Raw genomic sequence first — 25,630 nt, 5'->3', positions numbered from 1 at the left:
TGTAGTATAACTACAAGAAAGCTACAACCCGGCAAGCCGATCATAACCGAGTCCCGCCTGTGAATCTGTTGCAACATATCGCCCAATCGCGCCACCTGCTGCGCAAATCGGAACTGAAAGTGGCCGACCACGTGCTGCTCGACCCGGCTGCCGTCATGCACAGCTCCATGGCCGATTTGGCGCACAGCGTGGGTATCAGTGAGCCGACCATCGTGCGTTTCTGCCGGGCCATTGGCTGCTCGGGCTTCCAGGACCTGAAGCTGAAACTGGCGCAAAGCCTGGCTGCCGGGGCCAGCTTCGGGCAGTTCGCCATCCACGAAGACGATTCGGTCGCTGACTACAGCCTGAAGATCTTCGACACCACCCTGCACACCCTGATGGAAGTGCGCGAGCACCTTGATCCGCAGGCGCTGCAACAAGCCGTGAGCGCCATGGCCCAGGCGCAGCGGGTAGAGTTCTACGGCTTTGGCGCGTCCGGTGCGGTTGCCGCCGATGCCCAGCACAAGTTCTTCCGCCTGCTGCTCAGCGCGGCAGCGTATTCCGACCCGCACATGCAAGCGATGTCGGCCGTTACCCTGAAGCCGGGCGATGTGGCTGTGTGTATTTCCCAGTCGGGCCGTTCCAAGGACCTGCTGATCACTGCCAACCTGGTGCGTGAGAGCGGCGCAAACCTGATTACCCTGTGCCCCAGCCAGACGCCGCTGGCCGAGCTATCGACGGTCAACCTGGCGATCGACGTGCATGAAGACACCGAGATCTACACCCCACTGACCTCGCGTATTGCCCACCTGGTGGTGATCGACGTGCTGGCGATGGGCGTTGCCATGGCGCGCGGGCCTAGCCTGGTCAACCACCTGAAGAGCGTGAAACGCAGCCTGCGCAGCTTGCGTCTGTCGCCCAAATCGATCAAGGCTACAGACGACTGAATTCAACTGTACTGGCCTCTTCGCGGGCTTGCCCGCTCCCAGAGGTACTGTGCACCTCTGTAGATCGGTGCAATTCCTGGGGAGCGGGCAAGCCCCCGAACAGGCCGGCACAGGCAGTGAAAATTCACGATTCTGTCACCATTCCACCGCCAAACGGTAAACCATCAAGGTCAGTCTGAAACTCCCGCATACTATCTGGGAGACAGGCAATGGCTCGTGACTTCGACGGTACGTACCAACCCAACGCCAAGGCTCGCAAGCAGCAGGAAAAAGATCAGCGTCGTATGGAATACCGCCGCGCGATCGAGAGCTATTGCGACCAACGTCAACTGCTCCGCGACCTGGCGGACTACCCCGAGCTGCAAGCACTCACGGTATGGCAGTCGTCGGCGGCAACTTCCCCGAAAAACGTTCAACAAGCGCGCTGATAAGAGCACGTTCGCCGCGTATGAATGCAAGAAACGCCAAGGCCACCGGCGACTGCCGCTTGGCCTTTGCCTGCACCACGCACCAGCTACGGTACAGCGGTAGCTCCTCGACCGGTAATTCCTTCAGCATCCCGGTAGCCAGCTCCAGGTTGACTGCGTGACGGGTCAACAGGGCGATCCCCAGCCCGGCGATCACGCATTCGCGCTGGGCGTCGGCCGAGGCTACTTCAAGCGTTTGGGCGAAATGCACACGCTTATCCTTGAAGTACTCTTCGCACGCCTTGCGTGTTCCCGAACCTTGCTCGCGGACCAGCAGGGTATGAGGCTCCAAGTCCTGCATGCGCAACTGCTCCAGCTTGCACAGCGGGTGCTGTGGCGGCGCAACCGCAACGATCGGGTTGTTGAGGAACGGCAGAAACTCCAGGCCCATGTCTTGCGGCACCATCGACATGATGATCAGGTCGTCGCGGTTATCGGAAAGGCGGCGGATGGCTTGGGCACGGTTGACTACCGTCAGGGTCAGGTTGACTTCCGGGTGACGCTGCTTGAAGGCGGCGAACAGGTGTGGCACGAAGTACTTGGCACTGGACTCGATCGCCAGTTTCAACTGACCCTGCAGTGAGCCCTGCATGTCCGACAGCTGCATGTCCAGGCTTTCCAGGCGCCCGAAGATATCGTGGCTGGCGCGCTGCAAGGCCTCGGCCGCCTCGGTCAGGTAGAGCTTCTTGCCGACGTACTCGAACAATGGCTGGCCGATCAGCTCTTCAAGCTGGCGGATCTGTAGACTAACGGCGGGTTGCGTCAACGCCATCTCCTCCGCAGCACGGCTGTACGACCGCAAATCGCACACCTCGTTAAAGATCTGGAGTTGACGCAATGTCATACGCATCAAGGACTTACGCATTTTAATCAGCTCTTCGGCAACACCTTGTTACCCAACTATAAGCTTTTGCTAATACAGCATCTAACAAATATTGATTTTTGTTTATCGACCTACAGCGCTAGGGTGAATACGCGACTGGCCAGCAACGTCTGGTCACGCGCCGACCGGTAGAACCGGCTCGACTGTTCCTACGGCTTTGGGAAGACTCCAGTGATAAAAAAAATCCTGATCGCCAACCGAGGTGAAATCGCAGTTCGGATCGTGCGTGCTTGCGCCGAGATGGGCATTCGCTCGGTAGCGATCTTTTCCGACGCCGACCGGCATGCCTTGCACGTCAAGCGCGCTGACGAAGCACACAGCATCGGTGCCGAGCCGCTGGCCGGTTATCTGAACCCGCGCAAGCTGGTGAACCTGGCTGTGGAAACCGGCTGTGATGCCCTGCACCCGGGCTATGGTTTCCTTTCGGAAAACGCTGAACTGGCAGAAATTTGCGCCGAGCGCGGGATCAAGTTCATTGGCCCGGCCGCCGACGTGATTCGCCGTATGGGCGACAAGACCGAAGCGCGCCGCACCATGATCGCCGCCGGTGTGCCGGTAACCCCGGGCACCGAAGGCAACGTTGCCGATATTCATGAAGCCCTGAGCGAAGGTGACCGCATCGGTTATCCGGTGATGCTCAAGGCCACCTCCGGTGGTGGCGGCCGCGGTATTCGCCGTTGCAATAGCCGCGAAGAACTGGAACAGAACTTCCCGCGGGTCATTTCCGAGGCGACCAAGGCATTCGGTTCGGCCGAAGTGTTCCTGGAGAAATGCATCGTCAACCCGAAGCACATCGAGGCGCAAATTCTCGGTGACAGCTTCGGTAACGTAGTGCACCTGTTCGAGCGCGACTGCTCTATCCAGCGTCGTAACCAGAAGCTAATCGAAATTGCCCCGAGCCCACAGCTCACTCCTGAGCAGCGCGCCTACATCGGCGACCTGGCGGTGCGTGCGGCCAAAGCGGTGAATTACGAGAACGCCGGTACCGTGGAGTTCCTGCTCGCCGATGGCGAAGTGTACTTCATGGAAATGAACACCCGGGTGCAGGTGGAACACACCATTACCGAGGAAATCACCGGTATCGACATCGTTCGTGAGCAGATCCGCATCGCCTCGGGGCTGCCACTGTCGGTCAAGCAGGAAGACATTCAGCACCGCGGCTACGCCTTGCAGTTCCGTATCAATGCTGAAGATCCGAAAAACAACTTCCTGCCCAGCTTCGGCAAGATCACCCGTTACTACGCCCCCGGCGGCCCGGGCGTGCGCACCGACACGGCGATCTACACCGGCTATACCATTCCACCGTTCTACGACTCCATGTGCCTGAAACTGGTGGTGTGGGCGTTGACCTGGGAAGAAGCCATGGACCGCGGCCTGCGGGCCCTGGACGACATGCGCGTGCAAGGGGTGAAGACCACCGCCGCGTACTACCAGGAAATCCTGCGCAATCCGGAATTCCGTAGCGGCCAGTTCAATACCAGCTTTGTCGAAAGCCACCCTGAATTGACCAACTACTCGATCAAGCGCAAACCCGAAGAGCTGGCCCTGGCCATCGCCGCCGCCATTGCCGCCCACGCAGGCCTGTGAGGAACCCTATAATGTCCAAGAAAATTCACGTAACCGACACGATCCTGCGCGACGCTCACCAGTCCCTGCTGGCTACCCGCATGCGTACCGAAGACATGCTGCCGATCTGCGACAAGCTCGACAAGGTTGGCTACTGGTCGCTGGAAGTCTGGGGTGGTGCCACCTTCGACGCCTGCGTGCGCTTCCTCAAGGAAGACCCGTGGGAGCGCCTGCGCAAGCTGCGCGCAGCGCTGCCAAATACCCGCCTGCAAATGCTGCTGCGCGGCCAGAACCTGTTGGGCTACCGCCACTACAGCGACGACGTGGTCAAGGCCTTCGTCGCCAAGGCGGCGGTCAACGGCATCGATGTGTTCCGCATTTTCGACGCCATGAACGACGTGCGTAACCTGCGCGTGGCCATCGAAGCGGTCAAGGCCGCCGGCAAGCACGCCCAGGGCACCATCGCTTACACCACCAGCCCGGTACACACCATCGAAGCCTTCGTGAACCAGGCCAAGCAGATGGAAGCCATGGGTTGCGACTCGGTGGCGATCAAGGACATGGCCGGCCTGCTGACCCCGTTCGCCACTGGCGAGCTGGTCAAGGCGCTGAAGGCAGAACAGTCGCTGCCGGTGTTCATTCACTCCCACGATACCGCCGGCCTGGCAGCCATGTGCCAGCTCAAGGCTGTGGAAAATGGCGCGGACCACATCGACACCGCCATCTCCAGCTTCGCCTGGGGCACCAGCCATCCGGGTACCGAGTCGATGGTTGCTGCACTCAAGGGCAGCGAGTTCGACACCGGCCTGGACCTGGAGCTTCTGCAGGAGATCGGCTTGTACTTCTACGCCGTGCGCAAGAAGTACCACCAGTTCGAAAGCGAGTTCACCGCGGTAGACACCCGGGTGCAGGTCAACCAGGTACCGGGCGGCATGATTTCCAACCTGGCCAACCAGCTCAAGGAGCAGGGCGCCCTCAACCGCATGAACGAAGTGCTGGCCGAGATCCCGCGTGTGCGTGAAGACCTCGGCTTCCCGCCGCTGGTTACCCCGACCTCGCAGATCGTCGGCACCCAGGCCTTCTTCAACGTGCTGGCGGGTGAGCGCTACAAGACCATCACCAATGAGGTGAAGCTGTACCTGCAAGGTGGCTATGGCAAGGCCCCGGGTGTGGTCAACGAGCAACTGCGTCGCCAGGCTATCGGCAGTGAAGAAGTGATCGATGTGCGCCCGGCTGACCTGCTGAAGCCGGAAATGGCCAAGTTGCGTAGCGACATCGGTGCCCTGGCCCGTTGCGAAGAAGACGTGCTGACCTTCGCCATGTTCCCGGACATTGGCCGCAAGTTCCTCGAAGAACGCGAAGCTGGCACCTTGACGCCTGAAGTTCTGCTGCCGATTCCGGAAGCCGGTGCCGTGGCTGCACCTGGCGGTGAAGGCGTGCCGACCGAGTTCGTCATCGACGTACACGGCGAAACCTACCGCGTCGATATCACCGGTGTGGGCGTTAAGGCCGAAGGCAAGCGTCACTTCTATCTGTCGATCGACGGCATGCCGGAGGAAGTGGTATTCGAGCCACTCAACGAGTTCGTCAGCGGTGGCGGCAGCAAGCGCAAGCAAGCGACCGACCCTGGCCACGTGAGCACCACCATGCCAGGGAACATCGTTGATGTGTTGGTCAAGGAAGGTGACATGGTCAAGGCCGGCCAGGCGGTATTGATCACCGAAGCCATGAAGATGGAAACCGAAGTGCAGGCGGCCATCGCCGGTAAGGTCGTGGCCATCCATGTGGCCAAGGGCGATCGCGTGACGCCGGGTGAGATCCTGATCGAGATCGAGGGCTGATTTAAGCCCTCATCTACAAGTGGTTAACCTCTGGGGAGCGGATGCTCCCCTTTTTTGTGCCGGACTCACCCGCACCTCACAACGCGCATCCCTTGTAGGAGACCTGATTCAGCACACCGCTTAACCTTTGCGGCACATCTCAAGGCTTTCCACCTGGCCACCCGGCTGCTGGTTCTCTTCACTCAACCACCGCTCAAACCCGGCAGCCACCGCCGGCCATTCATCATCGGTAATCGAATACCACGCCGTATCGCGGTTATGGTCCTTCACCACCAGGTGCTTGCGGAACACCCCTTCGTAGACGAAGCCGAATCGCTCTGCCGCACGTTTGGAGCGGGCGTTGGCATTATTGCACTTCCACTCCAGCCGTCGATTACCCAGCGCGAAGCCCAGCTTGCCCAGCAGGTACACCGCCTCGGTACCCTTGGGCGTACGCTGCATGGCGGCGCCGAAGGCAATGTGGCCGATCTCGATCCGGCCGTGTTCAGGCACGATCGACATCAGGCTGAGGATGCCTTGGGCCTGGCCGCTGGCGCGGTCGATGACGGTGTAGAAAAGCGGGTCGCGGCCAGCAGCGTTGCCTTCCAGCCAGCGGTCGAAGGCGGCGCGTTCGGCGAACGGGCCGTAGGGCAGGTAGTCCCACAGCACCGGATCGGAGGCCGGGCCCTGCAGTGCCTCCCAGAGGTCTTCGCCATGGCGACCGGGATCGAGCTTCTCCAGGCGGATGAAGCGGCCTTCAATGGGCTCGGCCTTGGGGGGGGCGGCGGGTTTCCAGTTCAATGCGTCTGTCATGTGCGGCCTACAAGCCTTTGCGGAATTGGATGAAGCCCGAGCGCTCGGCAACCTGCTGGTACAGGCTGATGGCTGTGGCGTTGGTTTCGTGGGTCAGCCAGTGCACCTTGATGCAGTTGTCGGCCTTGGCAGTGGTGTAGACGTGCTCGATCAACTGTCGACCAATGCCCAGGCCACGTTGCGTGCTGTCCACATACAGGTCCTGCAGGTAGCAGGAATTCTCGATGCTCCAGTTGGAACGATGGTAGATGAAGTTGACCATCCCCACCGCCTTGCCGTCGACCCAGGCCAGTGCCGAATGGGTTGGCTCGCTGGGGTCGAGCAGGCGTTGCCAGGTGCTCAGGCTGACGGCATCGGCCAGCTCGGTCTCGTAGAAGTGCAAGTAGGCCTGCCACAGGGCGTGCCAGGCCGCGTGATCTTGGGCCGTGACAGGGCGCAGGGTAAGGTTGGGCATGGGCTATTCCTTCAGAGTTGGCGCATGTGCGCCGCGAGTTGGTTGTCCCGTTGATCGGGGCTGGCGCTCAGACCTTCGCGCACGCCATCGATGTCCTGCCTGGAGCGGTTCTGGCTGAGCTTGCGTGCACCTTGCAGGCGCGCGATGGGCAGGCGGATGCCGACGATGGCGCGGAGCATGCCCTCGATGTAGTCGGCAGGGGCGTCGGTGACTTTCCATGGTTCGTTGCGACCCTGTTCGTGGCGGTCGGTCAGGCGGCTTACGATAGACAGTAGCGGCTCGGCCTCATGGATAACTTCGGCCGGGCCATAAGCGTGCACCGCCAGGTAGTTCCAGGTCGGCACCACCTTGGGGTTTTCGGCCTTGCTTGGGTAATAGCCGGGGCTGACATAGGCATCGGCGCCGGGGAATACCAACAGTGCTTCGCCGCCGTGCTGCAGGTCTTCCCATTGGCGGTTGGCCCGGGCCAGGTGGGCATACACAGTGCCGAAATCGCCCTCGGCGGTATCGACCAGCACCGGCAGGTGCGTGGCCAGAAGGCCCTGTTCGCCCTGGCTGACCAGAATGGCCAGGCGGGTGTCTAGCATGTGCTGGTGCAAGCGGGTGAGGTCGTGTTCCTGGTGCGGCTTACTGTTGTACATGGCGGGATCCTTGTCGAATGGTTCCATCCTAGGCAGGCTATTGGTTCTGGGTAAGATCCATTAATGCCTGTTTTCATAGGTCCAATATCATGCGCGAGTCACCCCTCATCCTGCCTTTCGACCCTGCCGGGATCGCCCTGGATCGCAGCCGCGGGCTTAGCCAGCAGCTATATCAGGCGTTGCGAGCGCGGGTACTGGATGGGCGCCTGAGCAGTGGTACTCGCCTGCCGGCTACGCGCGACCTGGCTGCCATGTTGGCGCTTTCACGCAACAGCGTGGTGCGCGCGTACGATCAACTGTATGCCGAGGGCTTCATCGAAAGCCGGGTCGGTGATGGCACCTACGTTAGCCGGCTGCCAAAACTGTCCACACAAGTATCCACAGGGTTATCCCTGGGCTTATCAACAGGTTTATCCACATTTCGTGAAGAAAATACTGAGGATTTATCCAGCGGGAGGCTTTTCAGCGCGCCTCTGCAGCGCCTGAAAAATAACCATTTGCCACCGCCCAGAATCGGTGCGCCGCGTGCTTTTCGCGTTGGTATTCCAGCATTCGACCTGTTCCCGTTTGACGTCTGGGCCAAGCTACAGGCGGGTTTCTGGCGCAACCCGTCGCCTGCGCAACTGGGCTATGGTGACCCCGCTGGCGAGCCGGCTTTGCGCGATCTGATAGCGGCCTATCTACGCCGCTCGCGGGGGCTGAGCTGTACGGCTGAACAAATTGTGATCACAAGCGGTGCGCAGCAGGCCATCAGCCTTTGTGCACAGTTGCTGTTGCAACCGGGCGACGGTGTGGCTGTGGAAAACCCAGGCTATCGGGCGGCCGCTCATGCCTTCACGCTCGCGGGCGGTCGGGTGTTTGGCGTGCCTGTGAATGAAGACGGGCTGGATTGCAGCCGGCTGGAACAATTGACGGATTGCCGACTGACTTATGTTACGCCTGCGCACCAATACCCGACCGGGGTGACCATGAGCCTTGCACGTCGCCTGGCATTGCTGGCCTGGGCTGAACGCAGTGACGGCTGGATCATCGAGGACGACTACGACGGCGAGTATCGCTACAGCGGTGCACCGCTGGCCCCGCTGGCAGCGCTCGACCGGCACGGGCGGGTGCTGTATGTCGGCACCTTCGGCAAGATCGCCTTCCCGGCGTTACGCCTGGGCTACCTGGTGCTTCCGTCGAAGCTGGTGCAGGCTTTCAGCCAAGGCAAAGCGTTGGCGGTGCGGCATTCGGAGGTCAGCAGCCAGTGCGTGATGGCCGAGTTCATGGCCCGTGGCCATTTTCAGCGGCATATCCGCCGTATGCGCAAGGCGGCATTGAAGCGGCGCGATGTGCTCAAGGCCGGTTGGCCTGTGGATATTCCGGGGTTGGGCGCAATGCCGGAAGTGGCGGCTGGGCTGCATGTGAAGGTCGATGTGGATAACTTTGCTCGGGAGCAGGAGTTGGTGGCCAAGGCTGAGGCGGTGGGGGTGGAAGTGACACCACTGAGCAATTTCTGGTTGGCGGACTGCGAGGTGCCTGTGGATAAGCGGGCAGGGCTGGTGCTGGGCTTTGCGGCAGTGCCGGAGGGCGAGATAGCCGAGGCCTTGATGAAACTACGCAAAGTCTGGAGAAAATGAAGGAGGCTGCAAAGCAGCCCCCGGTTCAACATCAGGTACCGGACTTTATCCGCGTCCAGGCGCGGGTCCTGGCCCGTTCGGCATCTCGCGTCAAAGGCTTGAGGGTATACAGCTTGGCCATCGCCTCTGCCGTCGGATACAGGTTGGGGTTGTTGCGAATCGTCGGATTCACCTTGTCGGTCGCATCCTTGTTCGGGTTCGGATACCCCACGAAATCGCTGATCGGCGCAATCACCTCTGGCCGCAGCAGGTAATTGATGAACGTATGCGCATCCTCCGGGTTTGCTGCGCCCTTTGGAATCGCCAGCATGTCGAACCAGATCGGCGCGCCTTCCTTGGGCAGGCGCATGTCCACCATCACGCCGTTGTTTGCCTCACGGGCGCGGTTGGCTGCTTGCGAGAAGCTGCCGCTGTAGCCCACTGCCACACAGATGTCGCCATTGGCGATGTCTGCCATGTACTTCGAGGAGTGGAAGTAGGTGATATGCGGGCGAATCTTCAGCATCAGCTCCTCGGCCTTCTTGTAGTCAGCCGGTTTGTCGCTGTTCGGCGGCAAGCCCAGGTACTGCAGGGCCAGCGGTAGAATCTCCGACGGCGAGTCGAGCAGGGCCACGCCGCACTGCTTGAGCTTGGCGATGTTCTCTTCCTTGAAGATCAGGTCCCAGCTGTCCACCGGCGCGTTGTCGCCGAGTGCAGCCTTGACCTTGCCCGGGTTGAAGCCGATCAGCACGGTGCCGTACATATACGGCACGGCAAACTTGTTGCCCGGGTCGTTAGCTTCGATCAGCTTCATCAGTGCCGGGTCCAGGTGTTGCCAGTTCGGCAGCTTGCTGCGATCCAGCGGCTGGAACACCCCTGCTTCGATCTGCTTGGCGAGGAACACGTTGGACGGTACCACCACGTCATAGCCGGAGTTGCCGGTCAGCAGCTTGGCTTCCAGCGCCTCGTTGGTGTCGAAGATGTCGTACACCAGCTTCACGCCGCTGTCCTTCTGGAAGGCAGTCAAGGTCTGCGGGGTGATGTAATCGAACCAGTTATATACACGCAGGGTGCGCTGCTCGGCTTGCGCATGCAGGGCGCCTGCGAACAGGGTGGCAGCGATGAAAGGGGCGAGCAGACGTTTGAGTCGGACCATTATCAGGCTCCTGGCTGGGCGCGCTGGAAGCCTTCCAGCACATTGACCGCGTTGATGCCGATTTCTTCCACAGCGTAGCCGCCTTCCATCACGAACAGGGTCGGCTTGCCGAGTTGGCCGATGCGCTTGCCCATTTCCAGGTAGTCCGGGCTGTCCAGCTTGAACTGCGAGATGGGGTCGTCCTTGAAGGTGTCCACACCCAGGGAGATGACCAGCACGTCGGCGTCATAGCTGGCGATGCGCTTGCAGGCATCCTCCAGGGCTGCGCTCCAGGCGGCCCAGTCGCTACCGGCGGGCAAGGGGTAGTTGATGTTGTAGCCCTGGCCTGCGCCTTCGCCGGTTTCATCGGCATAGCCGAGGAAGAACGGGAATTCGTCCTGTGGGTCGCCATGGATCGAGGCGAAGAACACGTCGTCGCGGCTGTAGAAGATGTCCTGCGTACCGTTGCCGTGGTGGTAGTCGACGTCAAGGATGGCGACCTTGCGTCGGCCTTGGTCAAGGAAGGCCTGGGCAGCGATGGCGGCGTTATTCAGATAGCAGTAGCCACCCATCACTTCGCCGGCAGCGTGGTGCCCTGGCGGACGGCACAGGGCGAACGCGGCATGGGCGCCTTGCTGAATCGCTGCCTGGGCGGTAAGGGCAACTTGCGCAGCACTGTAGGCAGCCTGCCAGGTACCCGCGGTGATGGGCGCGCCGGCGTCGAAACTGTAGTAACCCAGTTCGCCATGCAGGCCGGTCGGCTTGACCTGGCGCAGTGTGCGGGCCGGCCAGGTGAAGGGCAGCAGGTCACCCTCGTGGCCCAGTGCAGCCCAGCGCGCCCAGGCGCCTTCGAAGAAATCCAGGTAATCGGCGCTGTGGACGCGCAACAGCGGCGCACGGCCGAAGTCGGTCGGGCCCTGGATGTCGCCGAGGTTGCGTTTTTTCACCTGGTCGAGCACATGGTCGGCGCGCGAAGGCATTTCGAAACAGGGCATCAGCTTGCCATCGATCAGCTCGCAGCGGCCGTGGTGCAGGCGGTGGTCATCGGAATAGATCGTCAGCATTGTTGTTCTCCGGTGGGACTGGCGTGGGTCCATTGTCATGGGCTGATCAGCAGGGGAGAACGACGCAAACGGCCAAAAGGGGATCGATATGGCCAAGGTCTTTGGCCGGATGGGTGGTGACCTATCCCAGCCTCGTCGCGGGTAAGGCAGCGGCGGCTACGGTGAACGGCCTTTGGACATTAGCCGGCAGGCCCGGCCCTTTCGCGGGTGAACCCGCTCCTACAATGTCCACCAAGGCGTCAGGGGTTGTGACGCCCCTGTAGGAGCGGGTTTACCCGCGAAGAGGCCAGAACAGGTCAACCACGAAAATGGCTGGGCGCCACGCCACTCCAGCGCTGGAAGGCATGCCGAAAACTGGCCGTCTCACTGAAACCCAAAGTCTCTGCAATCCGGTAGATCGGCATCTGTTCATCGGCCAGCAACTGCTTGGCCCGCTCGAACCTCAGCTCGTCCAGCAGCTGTTGATAACTGCTGCCCAGCGCCTGCAAATGCCGGCGCAGGGTGCGCGAAGAGCAATTCATCTGCCGCGCAAGTCCTTCCAGCCCGGGGGCTGCATCCAGTTGCTGCGCCAGCAGCTGGCGAATCCGTCCCAGCCATGCCTGGCGACCTGTGAATTCAAGGTTCAGGCGCCGGCAGCGCTCGCTCATGGCTTTGTGAGTAATCGGGTCGGCCAGCGGCAGCGGCATATCCAGCCATCGCCGTTCGAAGGCAAAGGCATTGTCCTCGGCGGCGAAACCGATCGGGCATTGAAACGCTCTGGCATAGAGCGCGTGGTAACCAGGGCGAGGGTGTTCGAAGCGTGCGCCAAGCAGCGGCAACGGCCGGCCAAGCAGGTCGTCACAGATGACTTTCAGCGACACCAGGCAGAACTCGGCGTTGAAAGCGCTCAGCGCCGGGCTGTCCTGGTAATCGCTGGCGCTGAACCAGACACGTTGGCCGTCGTCGAGCAAGCGCAGCTTGAAGACTGTTCCCAGCAGTGCCGGATACTGCAGCGCCAGGCGTAGGGCGTCACCCAAAGTGGCACTGGAGAGCAGCGCGTAACCGAGCATGCCGTAGCACGACACGCGCATGCGCTGGCCCAGTTCCAGGCCAATGTCCTTGCGCCGGGCCACAGCATTGGCGCAAACCTGCAGCTCCTGCTGGGTGGTGATGCGCGCATCGGCATGCCCCAGGTCTGCCGGGCCAATGCCGCTGCCGGCCAGCAACGCCGACGCCTCGCAACCGTCTGCCTGGAAGACGTTGAGGATCAGCGAAACTGCGTTGAGGGTGGTCAGGTGGCTGTGCAGCATGCTGGGTAATCCCGTTGGGCTGGGACGCATTATGGAGCAAGTTGTGTGCCGATATCCGAGGCTGCAGGCAAACCACATACCCTGCAGGCGCGCCGAGTGTCGCAAAGGCCTGCGAAGCGGCCTCCAAAACCTTCAGGCAAAAAAAAAGGCCCGAAGCAAGCGCTCGGGCCTTGGAAAGGTTGAGAGGTGTCTAGTCCCTCGACCTGGTGAGACTGTTTACAGCGGCCTGATTACGCCTTCAGCGGAACCAGACGTGGAGCGATCATGTTTTCCGGACGCAGGATGTCGTCGAGCATCGCGTCGTCCAGCAGCTTCTCTTCACGCACCAGTTCCAGTACGCCGCGGCCGCTTTCCAGGGCAACGCGGGCGATACGGGTGGCGTTTTCGTAGCCGATGTACGGGTTCAGTGCGGTAACCAGGCCGATCGAGTGCTCGACCAGTTCACGGCAGCGCTGTTCGTTGGCGGTGATGCCGACGATGCAGTGCTCGCGCAGCATGTCCATGGCGCGTTGCAGCAGGCGGATCGAGTCGAAGATCTTGTAGGCGATCAGCGGCTCCATCACGTTCAGCTGCAGCTGGCCACCTTCAGCGGCGACGGTCAGGGCCAGGTCGTTGCCCATGATGGCGAAGGCCACCTGGTTCACAGCTTCTGGAATGACCGGGTTGACCTTGCCTGGCATGATCGAGCTGCCTGGCTGACGCGCTGGCAGGTTGATCTCGTTGATGCCGGTACGCGGGCCGCTGGACAGCAGGCGCAGGTCGTTGCAGATCTTCGACAGCTTGACCGCGGTGCGCTTGAGCATGCCGGAGAACAGCACGAATGCGCCCATGTCGGAGGTGGCTTCGATCAGGTCGGCAGCCGGTACCAGCGGGTGGCCGCTGATGGTGGCCAGGCGCTGTACGGCCAAGGCCTGGTAGCCAGGGTCGGCGTTGATGCCAGTACCGATGGCGGTACCGCCCAGGTTGATTTCGGTCAGCAGTTCCGGAGCCAGCGAGCGCAGGCGCTGCAGGTCTTCGGTCATGGTGGTGGCGAAGGCGCGGAATTCCTGGCCCAGGGTCATCGGTACGGCGTCCTGCAGCTGGGTACGGCCCATCTTCAGTACGTGGTCGAATTCTTTACCCTTGGCAGCGAAGGCCTGGATCAGGCTATCAAGGCTGGCCAGCAGCGCGTCGTGACCCAGCAACAGGCCCAGGCGGATTGCGGTCGGGTAGGCGTCGTTGGTCGACTGCGCCATGTTCACGTCGTTGTTAGGGTGCAGGTACTTGTACTCACCCTTCTGGTGGCCCATGGCCTCCAGCGCAACGTTGGCAATGACTTCGTTGGCGTTCATGTTGGTAGAAGTACCAGCGCCGCCCTGGATCATGTCAACCACGAACTGGTCGTGGAAATCGCCTTTGATCAGGCGGGCGCAGGCTGCGGAAATGGCAGCGTGCTTGGCATCGCTCAGGTGACCCAGCTCACGGTTGGCGTCGGCAGCGGCCTGCTTGACCATGGCCAGGGCCACGACAAGCTTGGGGTAGTGCGACAGCGGAACACCGGAGAGGTGGAAGTTGTTGGCAGCGCGCAGGGTCTGGATGCCGTAGTAGGCATCTGCAGGAACTTCAAGGGTACCCAACAAGTCTTTTTCGACGCGGAACGATGCAGCAGAGGACATGATGTATATCATCTCGATTTTGACCCGGCACATGCCGGAATGGCGCCAATCCTAGGCCTGAAGGTGTTTTTGCGGCCAATGCTATTGCACGCTAACCTATGCACAAACGGCATAGTGTTTCATGTGACGCCAATTGATATTCGAGCGTGTTCCATTTTGGTGCGCGCCGGGAGATGTGCTTCGTGAACCTTGAAAGCAAATGGCTGGAAGACTTCAGTGCTCTGGCCGCTACCCGCAGTTTTTCCCAGGCCGCAGAGCGGCGTTTCGTGACCCAACCGGCCTTCAGCCGGCGCATTCGCAGCCTTGAGGCGGCGTTGGGCCTGCAACTGGTGAACCGCTCTCGCACACCCATCGAGCTGACCGAGGCGGGTCAGCTATTTCTCGTCACAGCACGTACTGTTGTCGACCAGTTGAGCGAAATTCTCCGCCATTTGCATCACTTGGAAGGCGGGCAGGGCGAAGTGGTGCAGGTAGCTGCGGCACACTCCTTGGCGTCGGGTTTCTTCCCCCGTTGGGTGGCCCAGCTGCGCAACGACGGTTTGAACATCGCCACCCGCCTGGTTGCGACTAACGTCGGAGATGCCGTACATGCACTGCGCGAAGGCGGCTGCGACCTGATGCTGGCGTTCTACGACCCGGACGCGGCCTTGCAGATGGATGCCGAGATCTTCCCGTCGCTGCACATGGGCACCACTGAAATGCTGCCGGTGTGCGCTGTGGATGTCGATGGCAAGCCATTGTTCGACCTGGAGGGCGAGGGCAGTGTGCCGTTGCTAGCCTACACCGCCGGCGCATTCCTCGGCCGCTCGGTCAACTTACTGCTGCGCCAGCGCAACCTGCGGTATACCACCGTCTATGAAACCGCCATGGCCGACAGCCTCAAGAGCATGGCCCTGGAAGGGATGGGCATCGCTTGGGTGCCGCGTTTGTCCATGCGTGGCGAGCTCGAACGCGGTGAACTGGCGATCTGCGGCGGTAGCCAATGGCATGTGCCGCTGGAAATCCGCCTGTACCGCTGTGCTTTGGTGCGTAAGGCTAACGTCCGCTTGCTATGGCGCAAGCTGGAGTCGTCTGGCGCACAAGGTGAAGCGTCACTTTGAATTGTCCTTCAGGTAATCAGTGATATTTGCACGATTCCTGTCGCTGTAGCGGTAGCAGTTGGATCGTGCCGGTACACGGGGGTGCGTGTACGTTTCACACACCCAGCCATTGAACTTCAGTTCGGCGTCTTCATGCGTGGCGCCTAGCAGATGGCCAATCTCATGAGCTGCAGCACCGTATGCGGCCACAGAGGCAATGGCCGTTTTCTGCTTGAAATAGGCCATGCCGGCGTTGTAGTTCAGGCCGCTGTGATCGTAGCTGTTGCCGGTGAGCAGGAGATGTTTATCCATGAGAGAGTAGAGTCGGTGTCGCTTTTGTGCATACACCTGCTGGCTGAAAGCGTCCAGGAGCTTTTCGGACGGCATTCCTGCATAAGCAATATCGGTTATGTGTTTTACATTGCGTTGAAATATCACTTCGATGGGATGTTGGCTGAAACGGCGCATTTCGTTCAGCCAATGCTGGAAGTAGTCTTCGTTCAATTGCCCGTCATGCATATCGGCCAGGTCGTCGTGCACATAGACGGTGACGGTGAGCGCGTGGGCTGCCGAAGCACTAGGCAATTGCGCGCTGAGTACCAGGCCAAACGAAAGTGCGAAGAAGCATGGAGTTTTCATGTAGCCACACCAAAGTGCTCGAGGAAGGGCTGCGAGCGTGCAGCACTCGTCGACCCCGAGGCAGCAGGAAAAAGTTGTCCCACGAGACAGCTTGCCCTTTGATCCGGCATGTGCTTGTAGGGGTGGGCGGCCAGCCTTTAAATACGTTACAATCCCGCGCCTTCGGCCGACCTGGTCGATTCAGAATCCGTATGACAAGCCACGCCGGCCCACCTGCGTGGCTTGTTGCTTTTAGCGCGCCAGAAGGCGCTTGCAGGAGAGGCTCGACGATGAGTGCACTGGTTGGCGTGATCATGGGCTCCAAGTCCGATTGGTCCACCCTTAGCCACACCGCCGATATGCTGGAAAAACTCGGCATTCCCTACGAAGTGAAGGTGGTTTCCGCCCACCGCACCCCGGATCTGCTGTTCCAGTATGCCGAGGAGGCTGAGGGCCGTGGCATCGAGGTGATCATCGCCGGTGCCGGTGGCGCAGCCCACCTGCCAGGCATGTGCGCCGCCAAGACCCACCTGCCGGTGCTGGGCGTTCCGGTGCAGTCGTCGATGCTGTCGGGCGTCGATTCGCTGCTGTCGATCGTGCAGATGCCAGCCGGTGTGCCGGTTGCCACCCTGGCCATCGGCCGTGCCGGTGCGGTCAACGCTGCCCTGTTGTCGGCCAGCATTCTGGGCGCCAAGTACCCGCAGTACCACGCGGCGTTGAAGCAGTTCCGCACGGAACAGACCGACACCGTGCTGGACAACCCAGACCCGCGCCAGGCTTGAGGCTCAACCCATGAAGATCGGTGTAATCGGTGGCGGCCAGCTGGGCCGCATGCTGGCCCTGGCGGGTACCCCGCTGGGCATGAACTTCGCCTTCCTCGACCCGGCACCGGACGCCTGCGCTGCGCCCCTGGGCGAGCACCTGCGTGCCGACTACGGCGATCAGGACCACCTGCGTCAGCTGGCCGACGAAGTCGACCTGGTCACCTTCGAGTTCGAAAGCGTCCCGGCCGAGACTGTGGCCTTCCTCTCGCAGTTCGTGCCGGTATACCCCAGCGCCGAATCGCTGCGCATCGCCCGTGACCGCCTGTTCGAAAAGAGCATGTTCCGCGACCTGGGCATCCCCACCCCGGCCTTCGCCGACATCCTCTCGCAGGCCGATCTGGACGCCGCAGTGGCCAGCATCGGCCTGCCGGCCGTGCTGAAAACCCGCACCCTGGGTTACGACGGCAAGGGCCAGAAGGTGCTGCGCACGCCAGAAGACGTGGTGGGTACCTTCGCCGAGCTGGGCAGCGTGCCATGCCTGCTGGAAGGCTTCGTGCCGTTCACTGGCGAAGTGTCGCTGGTGGCTGTGCGTGGCCGCGATGGCGAAACCCGCTTCTACCCGCTGGTGCACAATACCCACGAGAGCGGCATCCTGCGCTTGTCGGTGGCCAGTCAGGCACACCCGCTGCAGGCTCTGGCCGAAGATTACGTCGGCCGCGTGTTGCAGAAGCTGGATTACGTTGGCGTGATGGCCTTCGAGTTCTTCGAAGTTGATGGTGGCTTGAAGGCCAACGAAATCGCCCCGCGCGTGCACAACTCCGGGCACTGGACCATCGAAGGCGCCGAGTGCAGCCAGTTCGAGAACCATCTGCGTGCCGTGGCCGGCCTGCCACTTGGCTCGACCGCCAAGGTGGGCGAGAGCGCGATGCTCAACTTCATCGGTGAAGTGCCGGCCGTGGACAAGGTTGTCGCCATCGGGGACTGCCACCTGCACCACTACGGCAAGGCCTTCAAGGTTGGCCGCAAGGTAGGACACGCCACCCTGCGCTGCCATGACATGGCCACCCTCGAGCGCAAGATTGCCGAAGTAGAGGCGCTGATCAGCAACTGATCGGGGTTCAAATCGAACTTCTGCAAGCGGCATGCCCTCTGAACATGGCAACAGGCCGAAGCCCGTCTAGGCTTTGGCTTGTTCCATTTTCACTGCAGAGGGATTGCCATGGGTATCATTGGAACCATCTTCATCGGCCTCATCGTCGGCCTGCTGGCCCGCTTCATCAAGCCGGGCGATGACAGCATGGGCTGGATCATGACCATCCTGCTGGGTATTGCCGGCTCCTTGTTGGCTACCTATGGCGGCCAGGCACTGGGTATATACCAGGCTGGGCAAGCGGCAGGCTTCCTTGGCGCGCTGATCGGTGCCGTGGTGCTGCTGGTGATCTACGGATTCATCAAGAAACGCTGATTACTGGTTAGAATGCTCGGCAATTCATTCGAGTTGCCGAGCATTTTCATGCGTGCCTTTTTCCTTGTCCCATTGCTGTTGGCCAGTACCCTGGCCCATGCCGAACTGCCCGAAACCGACTGGCTGGAGCTGATGCCCAGGTCGGACCAGAAGGCGCTGGAACAAATGCCTGAAATCGACCACAACTCACCGGAAGCCATGGGCACCTTTACCGCCAAGGGCGGCCTCAAGCAGAGCAAGGGCCTGCCTGCGGTGATGTACTCGACCAAGACCGTTGCGGCCATGAATGGCAAGGACATCCGCCTAGGTGGCTACCCTGTGCCGCTGGAGAGTGACGCCAAGGGCAACAGTACGTTGTTCTTCCTGGTGCCGTACCCGGGGGCGTGCATCCATGTGCCGCCACCGCCGCCGAACCAGCTGGTGCTTGTGCGTTACCCGAAAGGGTTGAAGATCGACGACATCTACACACCGCTGTGGGTCAGCGGCAAGCTGAAGGTGGAGAAGGTCAGCAATGACCTGGCCGACGCGGCCTATGCGCTGGATGCGGGGAAGGTGAGGGTGGTGGAGGATGCAGACCTTTGATAATTGCCCCGGCCTCTTCGCGGGCTTGCCCGCTCCCACAGGTAACCCACAATTTTCGAGGCTTGTGGAGAACCTGTGGGAGCGGGCAAGCCCGCGAAGAGGCCGGTAAAAAAAGAGCAGGGCTCAGATATTTTCACAACCGATCTGGACGCCCAGCGAATGACTCGCCCCAGGCTTCAACTCCACCAGGTCATCCCAAACATTCGCCGTCTCGATGCACAGCATTCTTTGCCAGCCATCATCAGCCATGTCCGCCAGCTCCTTGGCCCGCTCGGTCCACGGGTTCCAGATCACCGCCGAGCGCGAGCCGCTGCTGGTCAAGGTAATCCGCCGATTCCAATGCGGGTCGACGATGCTGAGGGTCTGTGGGGTGTCCAGGTAGATCCGGTCCGTCTCCCCGGCAAACGTCAGTGCCCCCTGCTGCTGGCGCTGTTCCCAGCCCGCCAGGGTTTCGATATAACCCAGCCCGTCGACACCCTCGACCCGCGCCTGGCGCACATCGCTGACCGCGAAGTAGCTATGCAGGGCCTGGCTGATGGTCACGGGGGTATTGCCCATGTTGCGGCTGGTCAGGCTCAGTTTCAGCTCTGCGCCCATCTCCACCACCAGTTTCAGCTCGACATCATGGGGCCAACCGGGCAGGTCGCCCTGCGCTTCAGGCAGTTCGAACTCGATCCGCAGGGTCTCGCCCACTTCCTCGATACCCAGCAATTGCCAGTCACGCGTGCGCGCAAGCCCGTGGGCAGGCGCCGGTGTTTCCTGGTACATGGCCTGGACGGCCTGAGGGTTGCGCTGCAGGTTGCCAAACCATGGCCAGCACACCGGTACCCCGGCGCGTACCGACTTGCCCTGGCGGAAGATGGCCTGGTCGCTCAGCCACAGCAGCGGCGGTTCGCCTACCTGCTGGTAGCTGAGGACCTGTGCGCCCTGCTGGGCGATCAGGAGTTCGGCACGGTCACTGCTGATACGCCAGCAGTTGAGTTCGCCATGTTGCTCGGTTACGACCTGAAAGGTAGCCATTGCGTTCTTCTCATTGATTGCCAGTGGGCCTTGGACCCGGGCAGATGCAATGAGTTTACCGCCAGCGTGGCTCAGCGACGAGGCACCGAGCGGGTACGACCACTGCTGTCAATGGCGACGAAGACGAATACCGCTTCGGTGACCTTGCGCCATTCGCTGGACAGCGGGTCGTCGCTCCACACCTCGACCATCATCTGGATCGAGCTGCGGCCGATTTCCAGGGTCTGGGTATAGAAAGACAGCTGTGCGCCGACCGCGACGGGTACCAGGAAGGCCATGCGGTCGATGGCGACGGTGGCTACGCGGCCGCCGGCGACACGGCTGGCCATGGCCGTGCCTGCCAGGTCCATCTGCGCAACCAGCCAACCGCCGAAAATATCGCCAAACCCGTTGGTTTCTCGCGGCAATGCGGTGATTTGCAAGGCCAGGTCGCCTTGCGGGATTGGATCTTCTTGTTCGAGCTCAATCATGCGATGGGGCCTCTGACCCGTGACGCTTTTCGTTGGTGTGGCGCAAAGGCCGGGTAAACGATTCAGCTTGAAACATACTACGCCGATTTCGTTTCACTGGGCGGCCGTAGGGAAACTCTGCGAAACCGCCTGACAATAGTGACCGGCGTTTTCGCACAACATCCCACGTTAGGAGCAACATAATCCTACGAATTGCCAGTATATAGGGCATAACGGCCAGCGACGACCGCGCATTCACGAATATCTGTGTGGATTTTGTATCGCTTTCGGCGTAGCTCGGCAATTTGCTATCTTCGCCTGTCTCCAATCCAGAAGCCGCGCGCCAAGCGGCCTGCATGCCCTACAAAGAGAACAACGAGCGATGACTTCCGTGCCCAGCAGTATCGAGCAGCCCTCGCGGCCGCTGACCCGCAGCGACTACAAGACCCTCTCACTGTCCGCCCTGGGCGGTGCGCTGGAATTCTACGATTTCATCATCTTCGTATTCTTCGCCACGGTGGTGGGCAAGTTGTTCTTCCCGGCCGACATGCCTGAGTGGCTGCGGTTGATGCAAACGTTCGGCATCTTCGCCGCCGGCTACCTGGCGCGGCCGCTGGGCGGCATCATCATGGCCCACTTTGGCGACTTGCTCGGGCGCAAGAAGATGTTCACCCTGAGCATCTTCATGATGGCCCTGCCGACCCTGATCATGGGCCTGCTGCCGACGTATGCGCAGATCGGCATGTGGGCACCGATCCTGCTGTTGCTGATGCGCGTGATCCAGGGCGCGGCAATCGGCGGCGAAGTACCGGGCGCATGGGTGTTCGTCTCTGAACACGTGCCGGCTCGCAACACAGGCTATGCCTGCGGCACCCTGACCGCCGGCCTGACCGCCGGCATTCTGCTGGGCTCGCTGGTAGCGACCTTGATCAACAGCGTGTACAGCGCGGAAGAGGTGGCTGACTACGCCTGGCGTATCCCGTTCCTGCTTGGCGGTGTGTTCGGCCTGTTCTCGGTGTACCTGCGCCGCTGGCTGCACGAAACCCCGGTGTTCGCCGAAATGCAGCAACGCAAGGCACTGGCCGAGGAGTTGCCTCTGCGCGCTGTGCTGCGTGACCATCGTGGTCCGATCATCCTGTCGATGCTGCTGACCTGGATGCTTTCGGCCGGCATCGTGGTGGTCATCCTGATGACCCCGGCACTGCTGCAGAGCATTTACCACATCAGCCCGACCGACTCGCTCAAGGCCAACAGCCTGGCCATCGTGTTGCTCAGCTTCGGCTGTATTGGAGCCGGCAGCCTGGCCGACCGCTATGGTGCGGGCCGGGTATTCGTGATCGGCAGCCTGCTTTTGCTGGCCAGCTCCTGGGTCTTCTACCACAGCCTGCCGACCCGTCCCGAGTTGCTGTTCCCGCTGTATGCCGTGACCGGCCTGTGCGTGGGCGTGATTGGCGCAGTGCCTTATGTCATGGTCAAGGCGTTCCCGGCGGTGGTGCGTTTCAGCGGGTTGTCGTTCTCGTACAACGTGGCCTACGCCATCTTTGGCGGGCTGACGCCGATGGTGGTGACCGCACTGCTGAAGGTGAGCCCGATGGCGCCTGCCTACTACGTGGCAGGCCTGTGCGCCGTTGGTCTGGCCGTGGGCCTGTACCTGCTCGCCAACAAGCGCTGATCTGCGCTACGGCTACTGGCCTCTTCGCGGCTAAAGCCGCTCCTACAGGGGGTTTGCACAGGCCTCAAGGCCGATACCAAACCCGTAGGAGCGGCTTTAGCCGTGAAGAGGCCAGACCTGCTTCCAGTGATGGCCTTTCATCCAATTGTCACAATGAAGTCATATCGTATTCATGCGGCCTGCCGATACTTGGGCCCGTTCCATCCAACACCCCAATATTCCTGCTAGGAGCAAGGCATGAAACTGAAGCGTTTGATGGCGGCCCTTACCTTTGCCGCCGCTGGCGTTGCAACCGCCAACGCGGTAGCCGCTGTCGATCCTGCGATCCCGACCTACACCAAGACCACTGGTGTTTCGGGCAACCTCTCCAGCGTTGGTTCCGACACCCTCGCGAACCTCATGACTCTGTGGGCCGAGGCCTACAAGAAGGAATATCCGAACGTAAACATCCAGATCCAGGCTGCCGGCTCCTCTACCGCGCCACCCGCGCTGACCGAAGGCACCGCCAACCTCGGCCCGATGAGCCGCAAGATGAAGGACGTCGAACTGCAAGCCTTCGAGCAGAAGTACGGCTACAAGCCGACCGCCATCCCGGTCGCCGTCGACGCCCTGGCTGTGTTCGTGCACAAGGACAACCCGATCAAGGGCCTGACCATGGCTCAGGTTGACGCCATCTTCTCCTCCACTCGCCTGTGCGGTGGCAAGGCTGAGATCAAGACCTGGGGTGACATCGGTGTGACCGGCGACCTGGCCAACAAGCCAATCCAGCTGTTCGGCCGCAACTCGGTATCGGGCACCTACGGCTACTTCAAGGAAGAAGCCCTGTGCAAAGGCGACTTCAAGCCTAACGTCAACGAACAGCCTGGCTCGGCTTCGGTCGTGCAGTCGATCAGCTCCTCGCTGAACGGCATCGGCTACTCGGGAATTGGTTACAAGACCGCCAGCGTCAAGACCGTACCCCTGGCCAAGAAAGACGGCGGCGAGTTTGTTGAAGACAACGAAGCCAACGCCCTGAATGGCACCTACCCGCTGTCGCGCTTCCTGTACGTCTACGTCAACAAGGCGCCGAACAAGCCTCTGGCCCCGCTGGAAGCCGAGTTCGTCAAGCTGGTGCTGTCGCAAGCGGGCCAGCAGGTGGTGGTGAAGGATGGCTACATCCCGCTGCCGGCCAAAGTCGTCGACAAGACCCTGGCTGACCTGGGCCTGTCGCACGTCGGTAACGTTGCAAAAAGTAAGTAATTAAGAAGGGGCCGGCGCCACTGCCCGGCCTCTTCCACGAAATTCCAGTCCGAAGCCAGGTTCCCTGTGCGGCGGGCTTTCGCGCGTCACCACTTTGTAATGTTTTTGTCACACGGGACCGCTAGGGTGTGCGCATGAATGATCTGGCCAATTCCAACATGACCCAAAACTCCCAGCCCGTGCGCATTGATTTCAATACGCCCGAGTTGCAACGCAAGCGCCGCATGCGCGCGCTCAAGGACCGCCTGACCCGCTGGTATGTGCTGGTAGGCGGGCTTGCCGTATTGGCGGCAATCACGTTGATCTTCTTCTACCTGGCTTATGTGGTGTTGCCACTGTTCCAGGGCGCCGAGCTGACCAGCAAGAAAGCTCTGGAGCCGACCTGGCTGCAGCAGGATGCCGGTAAGCCACTGATGATCGCGCTTGAAGAGCAGAATCAGGTGGGGATGCGTGTTTCGGACAAGGGCCAGGCATTGTTCTTCGATACCAAGACCGGTAACGAACTCAAGCGTGTCGAGCTACCCGTGCCGGCAGACACCCAGGTCACGTCCATCAGTACTGACCAGCCGGGCAGCGCGCTGGTGGTGCTGGGCCTGTCCAATGGTCAGGCGCTGGTTTTCCAGCACACCTACAAGATCACTTACCCGGACAACAAGAAAACCATCACCCCTGGCATCGACTACCCGTACGGCGAGCAATCGTTCGTGCTCGACGAGCAGGGGCGTGCGCTGGACCACGTCAGCGTCAACGTCAATGGCGACACCCTGCTGCTGGCCGGCTCTACCGGTGCTCACCTGCAGGTGGTCGAGCTGACCCGCACGGAAAACATGATGACCGAAGAGGTCACCACCGAGCAGAACCGCATCGAACTGCCGCAAATGACCGAGACGGTGAAGAATATCTTCATCGACCCGCGCCAGCATTGGCTGTACGTGATCAACGGCCGCGCCACGGCCGACGTGTTCAGCCTGCGCGACAAGAGCCTCAACGGCCGTTACAAGTTGTCTGATAGCGCCGACACCGAAATTACTGCCACGGCCCAGCTGGTTGGCGGCATTTCGCTGATCATCGGTGATTCCAAGGGTGGGCTGGCCCAGTGGTTCATGGCCCGTGACCCGGATGGCGAATCGCGCTTCAAGCAAATTCGTACCTTCCAGATGGGCAATGCGCCGATCGTGCAGATCGACGCCGAAGAGCGCCGCAAGGGCTTCATCGCCCTGGACGCCGAAGGCAAACTGGGCGTATTCCACAGCACTGCACACCGAACCCTGCTGGTAGAGCCGGCTGCCGAAGGCCCTGGCACGCTGGCCCTGTCTCCACGCGCCAACCGCATCATCATCGAAGAAGGCGGCAAGTTGTTGCCGTTGAGCCTGCGCAACCCGCACCCGGAAATTTCGTTCAGCGCGCTGTGGGGCAAGGTGTGGTACGAGAACTACGACGAGCCGAAATACGTCTGGCAATCGACCGCGTCGAACACTGACTTCGAGCCCAAACTGAGCCTGTCGCCGCTGACCTTCGGAACCCTGAAGGCCGCGTTCTACGCCATGATCCTGGCCGCCCCGCTGGCCATTGCCGCAGCCATCTACACCGCCTACTTCATGGCCCCGCGCATGCGCCGCAAGGTCAAGCCGGTGATCGAGCTGATGGAAGCGATGCCGACGGTGATCCTCGGCTTCTTCGCCGGCCTGTTCCTGGCCCCGTACCTGGAGGGCCACCTGCCCGGTGTGTTCAGCCTGTTCCTGCTGATGCCGATCGGTATCCTGCTGGCCGGCTTCTTCTGGAGCCGGCTGCCGGAGTCGATCCGCCTGCGTGTACCGGATGGTTGGGAAGCGGCGATCCTGATTCCGGTCATCCTGTTCACCGGCTGGTTCGCCCTGACCATGAGCCCGCACCTGGAAAGCTGGTTCTTCGACGGCGACATGCGCCTGTGGATCACCAACGATTTAGGTATCACCTACGACCAGCGCAACGCCCTGGTAGTCGGTATCGCCATGGGCTTCGCGGTCATCCCGAACATCTACTCGATTGCCGAAGATGCCGTGTTCAGTGTGCCGCGCAGTCTGACCCTGGGCTCGCTGGCACTGGGGGCGACACCTTGGCAGACCCTGACCCGCGTGGTCATCCTCACCGCCAGCCCGGGCATCTTCTCGGCGTTGATGATCGGCATGGGCCGTGCGGTAGGCGAGACCATGATCGTGCTGATGGCTACCGGCAACACGCCGGTGATGGAGATGAACCTGTTCGAGGGCATGCGCACCCTGGCAGCCAACGTGGCTGTGGAAATGCCGGAATCGGAAGTCGGTGGCAGCCACTATCGCGTGCTGTTTCTGGCCGCCCTGGTGCTGCTGATGTTCACCTTCATCATGAATACCTTGGCCGAGCTGATTCGCCAGCGTCTGCGCAAGAAATACTCGTCGCTTTGATAGAAAGG

General features: G+C 61.2%; 24 protein-coding genes. 13 read left to right on the top strand and 11 right to left on the bottom strand.

Going from position 1 to position 25,630, the window contains the following annotated elements:
• Positions 1-59 precede the first annotated feature (59 nt).
• Positions 60-926, top strand: coding sequence for a transcriptional regulator HexR (gene hexR, locus FQ668_RS26160; RefSeq protein WP_003253273.1), 867 nt, complete (start codon positions 60-62; stop codon positions 924-926).
• A gap of 209 nt (positions 927-1,135) precedes the next feature.
• Entirely contained in the window at positions 1,136-1,354 is a 219-nt protein-coding gene (locus tag FQ668_RS26155; RefSeq protein WP_061405728.1) for a PA3496 family putative envelope integrity protein, read from the top strand.
• On the opposite strand, the gene FQ668_RS26150 is transcribed toward FQ668_RS26155, so the two are convergent.
• Positions 1,296-2,258, bottom strand: a complete 963-nt coding sequence (locus FQ668_RS26150; protein WP_010955834.1) for a LysR family transcriptional regulator — start codon at positions 2,256-2,258, stop codon at positions 1,296-1,298. The genes FQ668_RS26155 and FQ668_RS26150 overlap by 59 nt on opposite strands.
• 189 nt (positions 2,259-2,447) lie before the next feature.
• Between FQ668_RS26150 and FQ668_RS26145 the strand changes: the two genes are divergently transcribed.
• Together FQ668_RS26145 and oadA are read left to right on the top strand one after the other, a co-directional pair.
• A complete protein-coding gene (locus FQ668_RS26145; RefSeq protein ID WP_003253279.1) occupies positions 2,448-3,863 on the top strand; it encodes an acetyl-CoA carboxylase biotin carboxylase subunit in 1,416 nt (471 codons plus the stop codon).
• An 11-nt stretch (positions 3,864-3,874) separates the two neighbouring features.
• On the top strand, positions 3,875-5,683 hold the full coding sequence (gene oadA, locus FQ668_RS26140) for a sodium-extruding oxaloacetate decarboxylase subunit alpha (RefSeq protein WP_003253282.1): 1,809 nt from the start codon (positions 3,875-3,877) through the stop codon (positions 5,681-5,683).
• Between the two features lie 120 nt (positions 5,684-5,803).
• Here oadA and FQ668_RS26135 read toward each other — a convergent pair whose 3' ends face one another.
• Genes FQ668_RS26135 through FQ668_RS26125 form a run of 3 tightly spaced genes read right to left on the bottom strand, consistent with a single transcriptional unit; the run spans position 5,804 to position 7,570 of the window.
• Entirely contained in the window at positions 5,804-6,475 is a 672-nt protein-coding gene (locus FQ668_RS26135) for a GNAT family N-acetyltransferase (RefSeq protein WP_014589165.1), read from the bottom strand.
• Between the two features lie 7 nt (positions 6,476-6,482).
• Positions 6,483-6,929, bottom strand: coding sequence for a GNAT family N-acetyltransferase (locus tag FQ668_RS26130; RefSeq protein WP_003253286.1), 447 nt, complete (start codon positions 6,927-6,929; stop codon positions 6,483-6,485).
• A gap of 11 nt (positions 6,930-6,940) precedes the next feature.
• On the bottom strand, positions 6,941-7,570 hold the full coding sequence (locus FQ668_RS26125; RefSeq protein WP_014589164.1) for an FMN-binding negative transcriptional regulator: 630 nt from the start codon (positions 7,568-7,570) through the stop codon (positions 6,941-6,943).
• 89 nt (positions 7,571-7,659) lie between these two features.
• On the opposite strand from FQ668_RS26125, the gene FQ668_RS26120 reads away from it, so the two are divergent.
• Entirely contained in the window at positions 7,660-9,189 is a 1,530-nt protein-coding gene (locus FQ668_RS26120) for a PLP-dependent aminotransferase family protein (RefSeq protein ID WP_014589163.1), read from the top strand.
• Between the two features lie 31 nt (positions 9,190-9,220).
• Here the strand turns inward: FQ668_RS26120 and FQ668_RS26115 are convergent, their stop codons facing one another.
• From FQ668_RS26115 to aspA, 4 genes are all read right to left on the bottom strand, one after another.
• Complete coding sequence (locus FQ668_RS26115) at positions 9,221-10,324, bottom strand: polyamine ABC transporter substrate-binding protein (protein WP_019437626.1); 1,104 nt, start codon at positions 10,322-10,324, stop codon at positions 9,221-9,223.
• A 2-nt stretch (positions 10,325-10,326) separates the two neighbouring features.
• Positions 10,327-11,367, bottom strand: coding sequence for a histone deacetylase family protein (locus FQ668_RS26110; RefSeq protein ID WP_019437625.1), 1,041 nt, complete (start codon positions 11,365-11,367; stop codon positions 10,327-10,329).
• 296 nt (positions 11,368-11,663) lie between these two features.
• Complete coding sequence (locus FQ668_RS26105) at positions 11,664-12,656, bottom strand: AraC family transcriptional regulator (protein WP_019437624.1); 993 nt, start codon at positions 12,654-12,656, stop codon at positions 11,664-11,666.
• Between the two features lie 230 nt (positions 12,657-12,886).
• Positions 12,887-14,311: an aspartate ammonia-lyase gene (gene aspA / locus FQ668_RS26100; RefSeq protein WP_003253297.1), complete on the bottom strand. Its 1,425-nt coding sequence runs from the start codon at positions 14,309-14,311 to the stop codon at positions 12,887-12,889.
• A gap of 182 nt (positions 14,312-14,493) precedes the next feature.
• Here aspA and FQ668_RS26095 point away from each other — a divergent pair, with 182 nt between their 5' ends.
• Positions 14,494-15,411, top strand: a complete 918-nt coding sequence (locus tag FQ668_RS26095; protein ID WP_167665908.1) for a LysR substrate-binding domain-containing protein — start codon at positions 14,494-14,496, stop codon at positions 15,409-15,411.
• On the opposite strand, the gene FQ668_RS26090 is transcribed toward FQ668_RS26095, so the two are convergent.
• Entirely contained in the window at positions 15,403-16,029 is a 627-nt protein-coding gene (locus FQ668_RS26090; protein WP_019437622.1) for a hypothetical protein, read from the bottom strand. The genes FQ668_RS26095 and FQ668_RS26090 overlap by 9 nt on opposite strands.
• A 269-nt stretch (positions 16,030-16,298) precedes the next feature.
• On the opposite strand from FQ668_RS26090, the gene purE reads away from it, so the two are divergent.
• The 4 genes from purE to FQ668_RS26070 all read left to right on the top strand — a co-directional run bounded on the left by purE (position 16,299) and on the right by FQ668_RS26070 (position 18,819).
• A complete protein-coding gene (gene purE, locus FQ668_RS26085) occupies positions 16,299-16,790 on the top strand; it encodes a 5-(carboxyamino)imidazole ribonucleotide mutase (RefSeq protein WP_003253304.1) in 492 nt (163 codons plus the stop codon).
• Between the two features lie 10 nt (positions 16,791-16,800).
• The gene (locus tag FQ668_RS26080; RefSeq protein WP_014589158.1) at positions 16,801-17,883 is read left to right on the top strand and encodes a 5-(carboxyamino)imidazole ribonucleotide synthase; all 1,083 of its coding nucleotides are present in this window, start codon (positions 16,801-16,803) and stop codon (positions 17,881-17,883) included.
• Positions 17,884-17,991: 108 nt separating this feature from the next.
• Entirely contained in the window at positions 17,992-18,237 is a 246-nt protein-coding gene (locus tag FQ668_RS26075; RefSeq protein ID WP_012054121.1) for a GlsB/YeaQ/YmgE family stress response membrane protein, read from the top strand.
• A 12-nt stretch (positions 18,238-18,249) separates the two neighbouring features.
• On the top strand, positions 18,250-18,819 hold the full coding sequence (locus FQ668_RS26070) for a DUF3299 domain-containing protein (protein ID WP_019437621.1): 570 nt from the start codon (positions 18,250-18,252) through the stop codon (positions 18,817-18,819).
• 123 nt (positions 18,820-18,942) lie between these two features.
• On the opposite strand, the gene FQ668_RS26065 is transcribed toward FQ668_RS26070, so the two are convergent.
• Positions 18,943-19,839 (bottom strand): D-hexose-6-phosphate mutarotase, encoded by an 897-nt coding sequence (locus FQ668_RS26065; protein ID WP_014592875.1) that lies wholly within the window; start codon positions 19,837-19,839, stop codon positions 18,943-18,945.
• A gap of 71 nt (positions 19,840-19,910) precedes the next feature.
• Entirely contained in the window at positions 19,911-20,309 is a 399-nt protein-coding gene (locus tag FQ668_RS26060; RefSeq protein WP_019439062.1) for an acyl-CoA thioesterase, read from the bottom strand.
• 361 nt (positions 20,310-20,670) lie between these two features.
• On the opposite strand from FQ668_RS26060, the gene FQ668_RS26055 reads away from it, so the two are divergent.
• The 3 genes from FQ668_RS26055 (at position 20,671) to FQ668_RS26045 (ending at position 25,622) form a co-directional block, all read left to right on the top strand.
• Positions 20,671-21,960, top strand: coding sequence for an MFS transporter (locus tag FQ668_RS26055; protein WP_014592874.1), 1,290 nt, complete (start codon positions 20,671-20,673; stop codon positions 21,958-21,960).
• A 237-nt stretch (positions 21,961-22,197) separates the two neighbouring features.
• Positions 22,198-23,199, top strand: coding sequence for a phosphate ABC transporter substrate-binding protein PstS (locus FQ668_RS26050; RefSeq protein WP_019439063.1), 1,002 nt, complete (start codon positions 22,198-22,200; stop codon positions 23,197-23,199).
• 134 nt (positions 23,200-23,333) lie between these two features.
• Entirely contained in the window at positions 23,334-25,622 is a 2,289-nt protein-coding gene (locus tag FQ668_RS26045) for an ABC transporter permease subunit (RefSeq protein WP_019439064.1), read from the top strand.
• Positions 25,623-25,630: the final 8 nt, after the last annotated feature.

It is taken from the genome of Pseudomonas sp. Kh14, from assembly GCF_900291005.1.
GTDB lineage: Bacteria > Pseudomonadota > Gammaproteobacteria > Pseudomonadales > Pseudomonadaceae > Aquipseudomonas > Aquipseudomonas alloputida.
The sequence above is the reverse complement of the archived record's forward strand: the minus strand, read 5'-3'. Positions and strand labels throughout refer to the sequence as shown.

Excerpts from the sequence above, each read along its gene's own strand:
- FQ668_RS26150 (WP_010955834.1), bottom strand. The coding sequence starts at position 2,258 with ATGCGTAAGTCCTTGATGCGTATGACATTGCGTCAACTCCAGATCTTT.
- FQ668_RS26125 (WP_014589164.1), bottom strand. The coding sequence starts at position 7,570 with ATGTACAACAGTAAGCCGCACCAGGAACACGACCTCACCCGCTTGCAC.
- FQ668_RS26070 (WP_019437621.1), top strand. The coding sequence starts at position 18,250 with ATGCTCGGCAATTCATTCGAGTTGCCGAGCATTTTCATGCGTGCCTTT.
- FQ668_RS26080 (WP_014589158.1), top strand. The coding sequence starts at position 16,801 with ATGAAGATCGGTGTAATCGGTGGCGGCCAGCTGGGCCGCATGCTGGCC.
- FQ668_RS26075 (WP_012054121.1), top strand. The coding sequence starts at position 17,992 with ATGGGTATCATTGGAACCATCTTCATCGGCCTCATCGTCGGCCTGCTG.
- FQ668_RS26055 (WP_014592874.1), top strand. The coding sequence starts at position 20,671 with ATGACTTCCGTGCCCAGCAGTATCGAGCAGCCCTCGCGGCCGCTGACC.
- FQ668_RS26135 (WP_014589165.1), bottom strand. The coding sequence starts at position 6,475 with ATGACAGACGCATTGAACTGGAAACCCGCCGCCCCCCCCAAGGCCGAG.
- FQ668_RS26120 (WP_014589163.1), top strand. The coding sequence starts at position 7,660 with ATGCGCGAGTCACCCCTCATCCTGCCTTTCGACCCTGCCGGGATCGCC.
- FQ668_RS26155 (WP_061405728.1), top strand. The coding sequence starts at position 1,136 with ATGGCTCGTGACTTCGACGGTACGTACCAACCCAACGCCAAGGCTCGC.
- FQ668_RS26050 (WP_019439063.1), top strand. The coding sequence starts at position 22,198 with ATGAAACTGAAGCGTTTGATGGCGGCCCTTACCTTTGCCGCCGCTGGC.
- FQ668_RS26065 (WP_014592875.1), bottom strand. The coding sequence starts at position 19,839 with ATGGCTACCTTTCAGGTCGTAACCGAGCAACATGGCGAACTCAACTGC.
- FQ668_RS26130 (WP_003253286.1), bottom strand. The coding sequence starts at position 6,929 with ATGCCCAACCTTACCCTGCGCCCTGTCACGGCCCAAGATCACGCGGCC.
- FQ668_RS26090 (WP_019437622.1), bottom strand. The coding sequence starts at position 16,029 with ATGAAAACTCCATGCTTCTTCGCACTTTCGTTTGGCCTGGTACTCAGC.
- FQ668_RS26110 (WP_019437625.1), bottom strand. The coding sequence starts at position 11,367 with ATGCTGACGATCTATTCCGATGACCACCGCCTGCACCACGGCCGCTGC.
- oadA (WP_003253282.1), top strand. The coding sequence starts at position 3,875 with ATGTCCAAGAAAATTCACGTAACCGACACGATCCTGCGCGACGCTCAC.
- FQ668_RS26105 (WP_019437624.1), bottom strand. The coding sequence starts at position 12,656 with ATGCTGCACAGCCACCTGACCACCCTCAACGCAGTTTCGCTGATCCTC.
- FQ668_RS26045 (WP_019439064.1), top strand. The coding sequence starts at position 23,334 with ATGAATGATCTGGCCAATTCCAACATGACCCAAAACTCCCAGCCCGTG.
- FQ668_RS26115 (WP_019437626.1), bottom strand. The coding sequence starts at position 10,324 with ATGGTCCGACTCAAACGTCTGCTCGCCCCTTTCATCGCTGCCACCCTG.
- aspA (WP_003253297.1), bottom strand. The coding sequence starts at position 14,311 with ATGTCCTCTGCTGCATCGTTCCGCGTCGAAAAAGACTTGTTGGGTACC.
- purE (WP_003253304.1), top strand. The coding sequence starts at position 16,299 with ATGAGTGCACTGGTTGGCGTGATCATGGGCTCCAAGTCCGATTGGTCC.
- FQ668_RS26060 (WP_019439062.1), bottom strand. The coding sequence starts at position 20,309 with ATGATTGAGCTCGAACAAGAAGATCCAATCCCGCAAGGCGACCTGGCC.